This is a genomic window from Streptomyces sp. NPDC006739, assembly GCF_042869815.1.
GTDB lineage: Bacteria > Actinomycetota > Actinomycetes > Streptomycetales > Streptomycetaceae > Streptomyces.
In genome coordinates this window covers 130,366-142,674 of the sequence record NZ_JBIAGM010000021.1, presented here as the reverse complement: position 1 = coordinate 142,674, position 12,309 = coordinate 130,366, and the positions used below count along the sequence as shown (strand labels likewise).

The following is a 12,309-nucleotide window of genomic DNA, read 5'->3' as shown; positions in this document are numbered from 1 at the left end:
TCTTTTCTCGACCCGATTTCCTCGGTGCTTTCCAGGTTTTCGCTCTCGCGTTTCCCTTTCCGGCGGTTCCGACTCTATCAGATCCTTTCGGCGTCCGATTCCCAGTCAGCGGGAGGTGTCTTCCCGGCCGTTGGGCCGTTCCGACGTCTCAAACCTTAGCGGATCCGCCCGGCGATTCCCAATCGGGCCGCCGAGTCCCTATTCGAATTGAATTCGGGCATACCGAAAACAATCCCGTCGGGAGATCGTGCTGGTGGTTTTGAGGTGCCGCTCGCGGCGGCGGAGGTGCTGTCGAAGAACCGTTACGGCTCTCTGGCAACCCGAAGAACTCTACGTACCGGGGAGGGGCGTGTCAAGCGCCCACTGTCAAGATCTTTTGTTGTCCCACCGGACCGGCCTCAGTCGAGGTCGTTGAGGCGGCCGCCGGCGTCCGGCTGGGCGTGTTCCACCCTGCGCAGGAGCCTGGTCAGGACCTCACCGAGGGTCGTGCGCTGCGCCGGGGAGAGGTCCTGGAGCAGGTCCTCCTCGAAGACGGTGGCCAGGCGCATCGCCTCCAGCCACTTCTCGCGGCCCTCGGCGGTCAGCTCCACGATCACCCGGACCCGGTTGGTCTCGTCCCTCTCCCGGGTGACCAGACCCTCGGTGACCATGCGGTCGATGCGGTGGGTCATCGCGGCCGGCGTGAGGCCCAGGCGCTTGGCGAGGTCACTGGGGCCAAGCCGGTAGGGCGCGCCGGAGAGGACGAGGGCCTTGAGGACCTCCCACTCGGCGTTGCTGATGCCGAGGGCGGCGGTCTGGCGGCCGTAGGCGACGTTCATACGGCGGTTGAGACGGGACAGCGCCGAGACGATCTTCTCGACCTGGGGGTCGAGGTCCTGGAACTCACGCTGGTAGGCGGCGATCTGTTCCTCGAGGGTCGGCTCGCTGCCGATGCCGGTCGTGCCGGGGGTGTCGCCCATGGCCCGAGTATCGCACGGGGCTGCTTGGCGTTGAAGTTCTTCTGGGTGTACTGTTCAGGTCGAAACTTTAGCTTCGAAGTCTTCGCTTCTAAGTACTGAGCGACTTCAACTACCTGAGAGAGGTGAACGTGACCAGGGCGATGGGCGCAGCGATGCGCCGGATCCACGTGGGCAACGCACTCAGCGCGTTCGGGCTCGGCTTCACCGTCCCCTACCTGTACGTCTATGTGGCGCAGGTGCGGGGGCTGGGAGCCATGACGGCGGGGTTGGTCCTCGCCGTCTTCGCCGTGGCCGCGCTGGTCGTACTGCCGTTCGCCGGTCGGGCGATCGTGCGGCGCGGCCCACTGCCGGTCCTGCTCGCCGCCCTGGTCACGGCCGCGCTGGGTGCCCTGAGCCTGGGGCTCGCGGGCGGGGCGGCGGCCGTGCTGCTGTCCGCCGCGGCGCTCGGGGCCGGGCAGGCCGTGATGCAGCCGGCGCTGGCGACGATGATCGTGGACTGCTCGACGGCGGACACCCGCTCGCGGGCGTTCGCCATGCAGTTCTTCCTGCAGAACCTCGGGCTCGGGGTGGGCGGGCTGATCGGCGGGCATCTCGTCGACACCACCCGCGTCTCCTCCTTCACCCTGTTGTTCGCGATCGAGGCGGCGGTGTTCCTGCTGCTGGTCGTGGTGCTGTCGACGGTGCGGATGCCGCACTCACCGCGGATGGAGCAGACGCCGGCCGCCTCCGGGCGGAGCGGCTGGAAGCGGCTGCTCGGGAACCGGGCGATGGTGCAGCTGTCCGTACTGGGCTTCGTGCTGTTCTTCGCGTGCTACGGACAGTTCGAGTCGGGGCTGAGCGCGTACGGCGTCGAGGCCGCCGGGATCTCCACCTCAGCGCTGGGGACCGCGCTGGCCGCGAACACGCTGATGATCGTGGTGGCGCAGTTCGCGGTGCTGAGGTTCGTGGAGCGGCGCCGGCGCTCGCGGGTGATCGCCGGGGTGGGCCTGATCTGGGCCGTCGCGTGGCTCGCGGCCGGGTACGCGGGGCTCGGGCATGGCAGCCAGGAGATGACGACGGCCGCGTTCGTGTCGACGTACGCGCTGTTCGGGCTCGGCGAGGCGATGCTGTCGCCGACGGTCGCGCCGCTGGTCGCGGATCTGGCGCCGGAGGGCATGGCCGGGCAGTACAACTCGGCGTTCGCCCTGGTCAAGCAGCTGGCGCTGGCGGTCGGACCGGCGGTGGGCGGGCCCCTGGCGGCCTCGCTGCCCGCGCCGTACATCGTGACCTTCCTGCTGTTCTCGCTGGCCATCACCGTGCTGGCGCTGCGGCTGGGGCGGCGGCTCACCGTCGCCCAGGATCAGCCGTGGGCCGCCGCGAGGAGCCGGGTGGTCGCCCGGGGCGGGGTGCCCGCGGAGTCCATGGCGGCGTGACCGGCCAGGGCGGAGGGACAGCGAGCCCGCCGCGTCAACGCGCCGTCAGCCCCTCGGCAGGAGGAACTCGCACCAGACCGCCTTGCCGCCCCCCGGCGTTCGTCTCGAACCCCAGTTTGAGGCGATCGTCGCGACGATGGCGATGCCCCGGCCCGACTCGTCGCCCGGTTCGGCGCGGCGGCGGCGTGGGAGGTGGTCGTCGCCGTCGGTGACCTCGATGGTCAGGCGGCGGTCGGTGCGGCGCAGGCGCAGCCGCATCGGCGGGATGCCGTGCTGGAGGGAGTTGGCGACCAGCTCGCTGGTGGCCAGGACGCCGAGGTCGTGCAGATCTGGCGGGAAGCGCCAGCTGGTGAGCACTCCGGAGGCGAAGGCACGGGCGCGGGGCGCCGCTTCCACCCCGCCGAGCAGTTCCAGGGCGGCGTTGCGGAAGAGGTCGCCCTCGGGGCCCTTGCGGGTGGGGTGCTGGAGGACGAGGACGGCCACGTCGTCGTCGTGGTCGGCGGTGACGCCGGCCGAACGGACCAGCCGGTCGCAGACGACCTGGGGGGTGCCGGTGGCGCCGGTCAGGGCGCGTTCCAGGGCGGCGATGCCCTCGTCCAGGTCCTCGTTGCGTCTCTCGACCAGGCCGTCGGTGTAAAGGACGGCGGTGGAGCCGGGGCCGAGGGGGACGGAGCCGGAGGCGTGGATCCAGCCGCCGGTGCCGAGCGGGGGGCCGGTGGGTTCGTCGGCGCGCTGGACCGTGCCGTTCTCGTCGCGGACGAGGATCGGCAGGTGTCCCGCGGAGGCGTACACCAGGCGGCCCTCGTTGGGGTCGTGAACGGCGTAGGCGCAGGTGGCGATCTGGTTGGCGTCGATCTCGGTGGCCAGGCCGTCGAGCAGCTGCAGCACCTCGTGCGGGGGCAGGTCGAGGCGGGCGTAGGCGCGGACGGCCGTGCGGAGCTGGCCCATGACGGCGGCGGCGCGTACGCCCCGGCCCATGACGTCGCCGATGACCAGGGCCGTGCGGCCGCCGCCGAGGGTGATCACGTCGTACCAGTCGCCGCCGACCGCGGCCTCGGTGCCGCCGGGCTGGTAGGTGGCGGCGATGCGCAGGTCGTCGGGTTCCTCCAGCTCCTGCGGGAGCAGGGAGCGCTGCAGGGTGACCGCGGTCTCGCGCTGGCTGCGTTCGCTGGCCCGCAGGCGTTCGGCGGCCTCGGCGTGGTCGGTGACGTCGGTGGCGAAGACGAGGACCGAGCCGTCGCCGTCGCGGTCGCCGTCCTCGGCGACGGGGGTGCAGGTGAACGTGTAGGAGCGGCCGTCCAGGGCCTTGCGGGACTTGAGGGTGCGGGGCTTGCCGCTGCGCAGGACCTGGTCGAGGAGGGGCAGCAGGCCCAGTTCGGCCAGTTCCGGGAGGGCTTCGCGGGCGGGTGCGCCCGGGGGACGTACGCCGAAGGCCGCCGTGTAGGCGTCGTTGACGTACGCGATGCGGTGCTCGGGGCCGTGCACGAGGGCGACGAGGGCCGGGACGCGGTCGAGGACGTCACGGGCGGGGAGTTCGTCGACGGCGGGTACGGGTGCTGTGTCGTCGGTCAGTTGTTCGGCGCGGGCCGCGGGCACGGAGCCGTCTCCCCGCCGGTCCGGGGCGGCCGCGTGGTCGGTCCGCGCTGCGGCGCGGCGCTGCGTTCCGGGGAGCCGGGCGCTCCAGCGCGTGAAGTTCACGAATCCTTGCCTCGTGTCGTGGTGGTCGGCCGGCTCCGGATCCGGCCGGGTTCCGGGGTCGCCCCCGGAAGTGCGGTGCTGGGGGTCGTGGGCAGTCTGGCAGGAGGCGGGCCGGGGCGACATCCGTCAGACGCCGGTGCGGGCCGTGGAGTTCCCAGGTCCGGTCAGGACGACCCCTTCGGGTTGTCCGAGGGGCTGTGAGGAGGCTTTCCACCGGCCGCGAGTTCGAACTCCGCACGGGGATGTTCGAGTGAACCGAGGGAGACGATCTCCCGTTTGAAGAGCCCGGCGAGGGTCCATTCGGCGAGCACGCGGGCCTTCCGGTTGAAGGTGGGCACCCTGCTGAGGTGGTAGACGCGGTGCATGAACCAGGCAGGGTAGCCCTTCAGCTTGCGCCCGTAGACCTGGGCGACGCCCTTGTGCAGTCCGAGGGAGGCGACGGAGCCGACGTACGCGTGCGCGTACGTCTGGAGGGGCTGGTCGCGCAGCGCGTGGGCGATGTTGTCGGCGAGCACCTTGGCCTGGCGGACCGCGTGCTGGGCGTTGGGTGCCGTGTGCGCGCCAGGGCGGTCGGCGGTGACGTCGGGCACGGCGGCGGCGTCGCCCGCGGCCCACGCGTGGTCGACGCCGTCGATGGTCAGCTCGGCGGTGCAGTCGAGCCGGCCGCGCTCGGTGAGCGGCAGGTCGGTGGCTGCGAGCAGCGGGTGGGGTCTGACGCCGGCGGTCCACACGACCGTACGGGTCGGGAGACGCTGGCCGTCGCTGAGCACGGCGACGCGGTCGGCGCAGGATTCGAGGCGGGTTTCGAGCAGGACCTGGATGTTGCGGCGGCGCAGCTGGGTGACGGTGTAGCGGCCCATCTCCTCGCCGACCTCGGGCAGGATGCGGTCGGAGGCCTCGACCAGGATCCACTTCATGTCCTCGGGCTGGACGTTGTGGTAGTAGCGGGCGGCGTAGCGGGCCATGTCCTCCAGTTCGCCCAGGGCCTCGACTCCGGCGTAGCCACCGCCGACGAAGACGAAGGTGAGGGCGGCGTCGCGGATGGCGGGGTCGCGGGTGGAGGAGGCGATGTCCATCTGTTCGATGACGTGGTTGCGCAGTCCGATGGCCTCTTCGACGGTCTTGAAGCCGATGCCGTACTCGGCGAGGCCGGGGACGGGGAGCGTGCGGGAGATCGAGCCGGGGGCGAGGACGAGTTCGTCGTAGGCCAGCTGTTCGACGGGGCCGCCCTCCTCGGTGGCGAGGGTGGTGAGGGTGGCGGTGCGCGCGGCGTGGTCGATGGAGGTGACCTCGCCGACGACGACGTGGCACCGGGGCAGCACTCGGCGCAGCGGTACGACGACGTGACGAGGGGAGATCGAGCCGGCGGCCGCTTCGGGAAGGAACGGCTGGTACGTCATGTAGGGATCGGGAGTGACGACAGTGATGTCGACGTCCCCCCGCCTGATCTCCTGTTTCAGCTTTCGTTGCAGCCGCAGGGCCGTGTACATCCCGACGTAGCCGCCACCGACAACGAGAATGCGCGCACGTTCCTTCACTGTCCCATGACGCACCCGGCGCTGTTGTTTGTCCACAGCCCCGGCAATTTGTGTGACCGACGACCGGGTGTGCGCGTGACCGGCGGGCGGGCCGGGGCGGCGGGAAAGCGGGCAGGTCAGCGGGGGCGGCCGGAAGGGTGCGAAGGTGGGGAATCGGGATGTTCGTGGCCCGTACTCCGATCGGGGGTCGCTCCGTGCGGAACCTGCCCCTTCTGAATTGACCCTCGCTCAACTATGTTCGTGTGTCGACGGGGTGTAGAGGATGTGGTCGTACGGGCCCGCGACGGGTGGTCCCGGACACTGACCGAACCAGTTTCCGCTCACTCCGGAATCAGTGACGGGGAGAGTCTCCGGGGGGAGACGTCATTAACCGGGGGAACATTCATGCATATTCAGGACAGGCATTGGGCATCGGCGTCCGCCGTCGCGGCGGGTGGCGGAGCTGTCGGCGGAGCGGTGAGCGCGGCGGTGGGTCATGGACGCGGCGACGGGCCGCGTACGACACCGCTGCGGGTGGACGCACAGCGCAATCTCGAACACGTGCTGCGTGCGGCGCGTGAGGTCTTCGGTGAGCTGGGGTACGGCGCGCCGATGGAGGACGTGGCGCGGCGCGCGCGGGTCGGTGTCGGCACGGTGTACCGGCGCTTCCCGAGCAAGGACGTGCTGGTGCGGCGGATAGCCGAGGAGGAGACCTCGCGGCTGACCGATCAGGCGCGGGCGGCGCTCGGGCAGGAGGACGAGCCCTGGTCGGCCCTGTCGCGTTTCCTGCGCACGTCGGTGGCGTCGGGTGCCGGGCGGCTGCTGCCGCCGCAGGTGCTGCGGGTCGGCGTCGCCGACGAGGAGACGGAGGCCGCCGGGGAGGCCCGGGTGCCGCAGCAGCGTTCGCAGCCGGGAGCCGGCGAGCTGCGGCTGGTGCCGGACGCCGAGCCGCGGGCGCTGGCCTCGGACGACGGCGGGGTCGCCGCGCTGCTGGACGTGGTGGGGCAGTTGGTGGACCGGGCGCGGGCGGCGGGCGAGCTGCGGGCCGATGTGTCCGTGGCGGACGTGCTGTTGGTGATCGCCACGGCGGCGCCCTCGCTGCCGGACGCCGCGCAGCAGGCGGCGGCTTCGGCCCGGTTGCTGGACATCCTGCTGGAGGGGTTGCGGTCCCGGCCCGTGTAGCGGGCAGGGTGCGGGTGCCGCTTCGGCCGCGCCTTCGGCGGGGGTGCTTCCCGCTGTCGGCGCGGCCTGTCCGGCACGGGCGTCCGGCACGGGCGTCCGGCACGGGCGTCCGGCACGGGCGTCCGTCGAGGCTTCCCGTTCGGGTGAGGCGGGGGGGCCGTGCGGTGACCGGTCCCCTCGGACGGGTGGTGGGGTGGCCGGGAGGGGTCCTGAACAAGAGTCAATGTGGCACTCTGACCCGGTGAGCGTTGACGGGCGGGACGAGTCACTCGGTGACGGGGACGCGGAGGCCTCCGGGCTGACCTCGCCACAGGTGCCGAGCCAGGGCGGGCGAAAGAACGTATCCCCGCCGGGCGGTCCGGTCGGCGGCGGCGTCCCGGCGCAGCGCGAGGGCAGTGCCCTGCCACCGTCCCGGCAGGCGCCGTCGGCCGACAGCGTGCTCATCGAGCGGATGCGCGCGGGCGACGACTCGGCCTACGAGGAGCTGTACCGGCGCCACGCCGACGCCGTCCGCCGGTACGCGCGCACCTGCTGCCGCGACGGCCACACGGCGGACGACCTGACCGCCGAGGTCTTCGCCCGCATGCTGCAGGCGGTGCGTGGCGGATCCGGTCCCGAGTACGCCGTCCGCGCCTATCTGCTGACCTGCGTCCGCCGGGTCGCCGCGCACTGGACGAAGTCGGCCAGGCGCGAGCAACTGGTGGACGACTTCGCCGTGTTCGCCGCGCAGTCCGCGCGCTCCTCGCGGGGCGCGGACGACGAGAACGTGGATCTCGGCGCCGATGTGCGGGCGCTGCACGAGGCCGAGCGGTCCATGGCCATGCAGGCCTTCCGCTCGCTGCCCGAGCGCTGGCAGGCCGTGCTGTGGCACACCGAGGTGGAGGACGAGTCGCCGAGCGAGGTGGCCGTGCTGTTCGGGCTCGACGCCAACGGCACCCGGGTGCTGGCCAGCCGGGCACGTGAGGGGCTGCGGCAGGCCTACCTCCAGGCCCATGTCAGCGCCGCCCTCGCCCAGGACGAGGAGTGCGCCCGCTACGCCGACCAGCTCGGCACCCACGCCCGCCGCAAACTGCGCGTCCGGGCCGAGCGGGGGCTGCGCAAGCATCTGGAGGAGTGCGCCAGGTGCCGGCTGGCGGCCGCGCAGATCGAGGAGGTCGCCGGTGGCATCCCCGCGGTCGTACCGGTCGCGGTCATCGGCTGGTTCGGGGCCGCCGGGTACGCCAAGGCACTCGGGATCGTCGCCGGCGGTGCCGGGGTGGGTGCGGCGGGTGCCGCGGCCTCGACGGGCGGCTCCTCCGGCGGGGCCGGGGCCGGTGCGGCGGCCTCCGAGGGGCTGGGGGCGGCGGTGAAGGCCGGGATCGCGGCCGGTGTGGTCGCGACGGCCGCCGCGGCGGTCGCGCTCGCGCTGGCCAACCAAGGCCACCCGGCCAAGGAGATCGCCAGGCCCACCCCGCCGCCCCCGGTCGTACGGCCCGCGTCGCCGACGCCCCCGCCGTCGCGGAAGACACCCGCACCGCAGCCGGTGGCCGCCGCCAGGCCGGCCCCCGCACCCACCGCCGACCCGGCCCCGAGCCCGACACCCACGCCGGCCCCGCCCCCGGCCGCCGGCCCGAAGCCGGCCCCCACCCCCGCACCGACACCGCCCCCCGCACCGACGTCGACTCCCACCCCGGCGCCCACGCCGACCCCGGCGCCCACTCCCCCGCCGGCCCCGGTCGTCTACCAGTGGAGCGAGCTGCGCTACGACGTGAGCGGCGACGGCACCCGGCCGGAGATGCGGATCGCCGAGAGCAGCTGGGTGTGGCAGCGCTACGGCCTCTCCGTCGCCGACCGGCAGTACCCGCGCGGGGTGACCGTCCACGGCGCCTCCTCCGTCACCGTCGACCTCAACCGCCCGTGCACCGCCTACGACGCGATGGTGGGCGTGGACGACATGACCCTCGGGCTGGGCAAGGTGTCCTTCTCGGTCTACGCCGACGGGGTCCGGCTGTGGAACTCCGGAACGGTCAAGGAGCGGGACCCGGCCGTCCCCGTCCATGTGGACCTGACCGGCCGCCGGACCGTACGGCTGGTGGTCGAGCCGCACAGCAACCTGTTCGACTCGGCGGCGCTCGCGGACTGGGCGGAGGCGAGGTTCACCTGCCGGTAGCGGCCGGCGTCCCCTCCCGTGCCAGCTCGCGCAGTACGTCGTCCGGTGTGAAGGCCGCTCCCCTGGCACGCTCGGCCGGGTAGCGGCCCGGGGGCAGGGCGGCTCGGGCGGCGGCGTCGACGCGGGCGGCCCGGGTGCGCTCCGGTTCGGGACGCGGGTGGCCGTCGCGCCAGCTGTCGGCGGCCGCGTACAGCCGTACCGCCGACGCCAGTTCGCCGAGCCGGGCCAGCAGGTCGGCGGCGATGTCCACCAGGGACGCCGTGACCGCCTCGGCGCAGCGCTGCTCCACCGCCTCGCGCAGGGCGGCGGACACCATCGGCAGCGCCTGCCCGGGACCCGACTCGCCGGCCGTGATCAGCGCCTCGACCGCGCGCAGGCCCGCCGTGAACTGCGGGGGCAGGGTCCCGCCCGACGCCTCCGCGACCGTCCTCCCGTACAGCTCGCGCGCGTGGGCGATGTCGCCGTCGTACTGGGCGATGAACGCGCGCAGCAGCAGGACGAAGGCCCGGGACTCCGCCACGCCGTACCGGTCGGCGGCCTCGCTCGCCTCGCGCAGGGCGGCCAGCGCGGCCTTCCGGTCGCCGGAGCGGTAGGTGATCTCGGCGAGCCGGGCGATGAGGAACGGCGACTCGGCGTACGCGCCCACCTCGTAGGCCAGCCGCAGTGCCTCCCCGTACTCCCGCCCGGCCTCCTCGAACCGGCCGCGTGCCATCGCCGCCTCCCCTGCCGCGCTGCACACCTGCGCCCGCATCCAGCGGTCCCCGGCGCGTCGGCTGAGCACCCGTAGCTCGGCCAGGCCCTCGTCGACCCCTCGAAGGTTGCCGGGCGAGTCGACGACCACATGGGTGCGGTACATCAGCGCGACGCCGATCTCCCAGTCCCCGCCGTGCCGACGGCAGTTGGCGACCGCCGCGTCCATGTCGGGGGTGATGTCCGCCGGACCGCCCAGGTAGTAGGCGGTCAGCGGCCAGATGATGCCGGGCAGCCGGGCGGCCTGCGGGCCCCCGCCCTCGTAGGCGGCCCGCACGCGCGTGAAGTACTCCCGGGCCCGCCCGCCCGTCACGAGGTCCGGGGAGGAGGACTCGAAGGTGAGGAACAGGTCGAGCATCCGCAGGTCCATACGGAGGTCGCGCAGCGGATGCGCCGCCTGCGCGTCGGGGTCGGTGAGGAAGGAGTCCACCGGGTCGGCCGACGCCAGGGCCGCTGTCAGGTCCTGCGGCCGGGCGCCCTCGGGCAGGACGTCCAGGGCGGCGCCGAGGCGCAGCACCAGCCGGACCCAGTCCACCGCCTCCTGGCGGTAGTTGCGCAGCCACCAGAACCAGCCCATGGCGAGGACGATCGCGCCGGCCTCCCGCTCGTCACCGTCCCGCACCGCCCGCTGGACCGCCGCGCGGATGTTGTCCAGATCGGTCTCCAGGCGGGAGATCCACAGCAGTTGCTCGGCGGACCGGAGCAGGGGTTCGGCCCGCTCGACCAGCGCGCGCGCCCACGCGCGGTGCCGGCGCTCGGCGGCGGCGCGCAGCTCGGGGACCTCGGCCGCGCGTTCGCCGGCGTACTCCTGGATGGTCTCCAGGAGGTGGTACCGCATGCCGCCGGTGTCCTCCGGGCCGGGCGGGGCGGCCACGACGAGGGACTTGTCGACGAGCGCGCCGATCAGCTCGGCCGCTGGACCGGTGCAGACGGCCTCCGCCGCCGCGAGGTCCCAGCCGCCGGCGAACACCGATACCTCACGCAACACCGTCCGCTCCCGCTCGTCGAGCAGTTCCCAGGACCAGTCGACGACCGCGCGCAGGGTCTGCTGGCGGGGCAGGACCGTACGGCTTCCGGAGGTGAGGAGGCGGAAGCGGTCGTCGAGGCGGTCGGCGATCTGCCGGGGTGTCAGCAGCCTGAGCCGGGCCGCCGCCAGCTCGATGGCGAGCGGCAGGCCGTCGAGGCGGCGGCAGATCTCCGCGACGGCCTCGGCGTCGCGGAGCAAGGCGGCGGAGTCGGGACGGACGGCCGCCGCGCGGTCCGCGAACAGCCGGCGCGCCTGTTCGGGCGCGAGGGGCTCGACCGGGCGCACCGACTCGCCGGGGACGCCCAGGGGCTCCCGGCTGGTGGCGAGGATCGTGAGGCCCGGGCATCGGGTGAGGAGTGTCTCGGCGAGGTCGGCGGCCGCGCCGATGACGTGTTCGCAGTTGTCAAGGATCAGGAGTTGGCTGCGCGGGGCGCAGTACTCGACGAGCAGGTCCGTCGGGTCGGCCTGCGAGGTCGCCAGTTCGTTGGTCATGAGCGCGGTCTCGCGCAGACCGAGCGCGCTGACCACCGCGCCCGGCACCGCCTCCGGCCGGTCGAGCGGGGCCAGCTCGACGAGCCACGCCTGCGGGAGGCCGGCGGCGGCCTCCTCGGCGAGACGGGTCTTTCCTGAGCCGCCCGGTCCGGTGAGGGTGACGAGACGGGCCCTGTGCACTTCCGAACGGATGGCGTTCAGTTCGGGTTCCCGGCCGACGAAACTCGTCAGGCGGGGGCGGAGATTGCCGCTGCGCTCGGGGAGCGGGGCGCGTGGCGGTACGGGTGCGGGCGCCGGAGCCGGGGGCGAGGTCGAGGGTGAGGGCGGGGTTTCCTGTCGCAGCAACGCGGTGTGCAGGGCCTGGAGTTCCGGGCCCGGGTCGGTGCCGAGGGCTTCGGCGAGGGTGCGGCGGGCGGTCTCGTAGGCGGCGAGGGCGTCGGCGGGACGGCCGGTGTCGCGCAGGGCGCGGACGAGGAGGGCGTGCAACGGCTCGTCGTAGGGGTGGGCGGCGGTCAGTTCCCCCAGTTCCGGTACGACGTCGTGGGCGCGGCCGAGGCGGAGCGCGGCGTCGGCGCGCGCCCGGGTGGCCTCCAGGCGCAGGGCCTCGGGGCGGGTGGCCGGGGTGCGGTCCGGGAGGTCGGCGAGGGACTGGCCGTGCCAGAGGGCGAGGGCCTCGGTGAGGGTGTCGGCGGCGGTGGCCGGGTCGCCCGCGCGCAGGGCGGCGGTGCCGGTGCGGACCAGGCGCTCGAAGACGTGCAGGTCCACGTCGTCCTCGGTGGCCTCCAGGCGGTAGCCGCCGGGGGTGGACGCGATGGCGTGCTTGCCGAGGGCGCGGCGGAGGCGTCCGATCAGGGCCTGCAGAGCGGCGGGTGCGTCCTGGGGCGGGGCGTCGGCCCAGACCTCGTCGATCAGGGTTCCGGGGGTGACGGTGCGGCCGGGGCGGAGGGCGAGCGCGGTGAGGAGGGCCCGCAGGCGGGGGCCGCCGAGGGGTACGGCGGTGTTCCGGTCGTCCGTCGCTTGGGTTACGCCCAGGATTCTGTACCGCACCCGAACATTGTCGCCGGGGTCGTCGGTGGGTCGGTACCGGTGGCTCGGGTGGTGGCCGGTCCTGGACCGTACCCGG

7 protein-coding genes are annotated in these 12,309 nt (G+C 73.5%); 3 read left to right on the top strand and 4 right to left on the bottom strand.

The features are described 5' to 3' along the window. Nucleotides 1-398: 398 nt before the first annotated feature. Nucleotides 399-959: a MarR family winged helix-turn-helix transcriptional regulator gene (locus ACFYMM_RS33325; protein ID WP_388393468.1), complete on the bottom strand. Its 561-nt coding sequence runs from the start codon at nt 957-959 to the stop codon at nt 399-401. A 152-nt stretch (nt 960-1,111) separates the two neighbouring features. Between ACFYMM_RS33325 and ACFYMM_RS33320 the strand changes: the two genes are divergently transcribed. After that, a complete protein-coding gene (locus ACFYMM_RS33320) occupies nt 1,112-2,371 on the top strand; it encodes an MFS transporter (RefSeq protein ID WP_388393491.1) in 1,260 nt (419 codons plus the stop codon). Between the two features lie 45 nt (nt 2,372-2,416). On the opposite strand, the gene ACFYMM_RS33315 is transcribed toward ACFYMM_RS33320, so the two are convergent. Together ACFYMM_RS33315 and ACFYMM_RS33310 are read right to left on the bottom strand one after the other, a co-directional pair. Further along, nucleotides 2,417-4,069 (bottom strand): SpoIIE family protein phosphatase, encoded by a 1,653-nt coding sequence (locus ACFYMM_RS33315; protein ID WP_388393465.1) that lies wholly within the window; start codon nt 4,067-4,069, stop codon nt 2,417-2,419. Between the two features lie 164 nt (nt 4,070-4,233). Continuing rightward, nucleotides 4,234-5,607 carry an NAD(P)/FAD-dependent oxidoreductase gene (locus ACFYMM_RS33310; protein WP_388393463.1) on the bottom strand — a complete coding sequence of 458 codons (1,374 nt, stop codon included), beginning with the start codon at nt 5,605-5,607 and terminating at the stop codon, nt 4,234-4,236. 384 nt (nt 5,608-5,991) lie between these two features. Between ACFYMM_RS33310 and ACFYMM_RS33305 the strand changes: the two genes are divergently transcribed. Further along, on the top strand, nt 5,992-6,768 hold the full coding sequence (locus ACFYMM_RS33305) for a TetR/AcrR family transcriptional regulator (protein ID WP_388393460.1): 777 nt from the start codon (nt 5,992-5,994) through the stop codon (nt 6,766-6,768). Between the two features lie 241 nt (nt 6,769-7,009). Next, the gene (locus ACFYMM_RS33300) at nt 7,010-8,917 is read left to right on the top strand and encodes a sigma-70 family RNA polymerase sigma factor (RefSeq protein WP_388393457.1); all 1,908 of its coding nucleotides are present in this window, start codon (nt 7,010-7,012) and stop codon (nt 8,915-8,917) included. On the opposite strand, the gene ACFYMM_RS33295 is transcribed toward ACFYMM_RS33300, so the two are convergent. Beyond that, nucleotides 8,904-12,233 carry a BTAD domain-containing putative transcriptional regulator gene (locus tag ACFYMM_RS33295; RefSeq protein ID WP_388393455.1) on the bottom strand — a complete coding sequence of 1,110 codons (3,330 nt, stop codon included), beginning with the start codon at nt 12,231-12,233 and terminating at the stop codon, nt 8,904-8,906. The genes ACFYMM_RS33300 and ACFYMM_RS33295 overlap by 14 nt on opposite strands. Nucleotides 12,234-12,309: the final 76 nt, after the last annotated feature.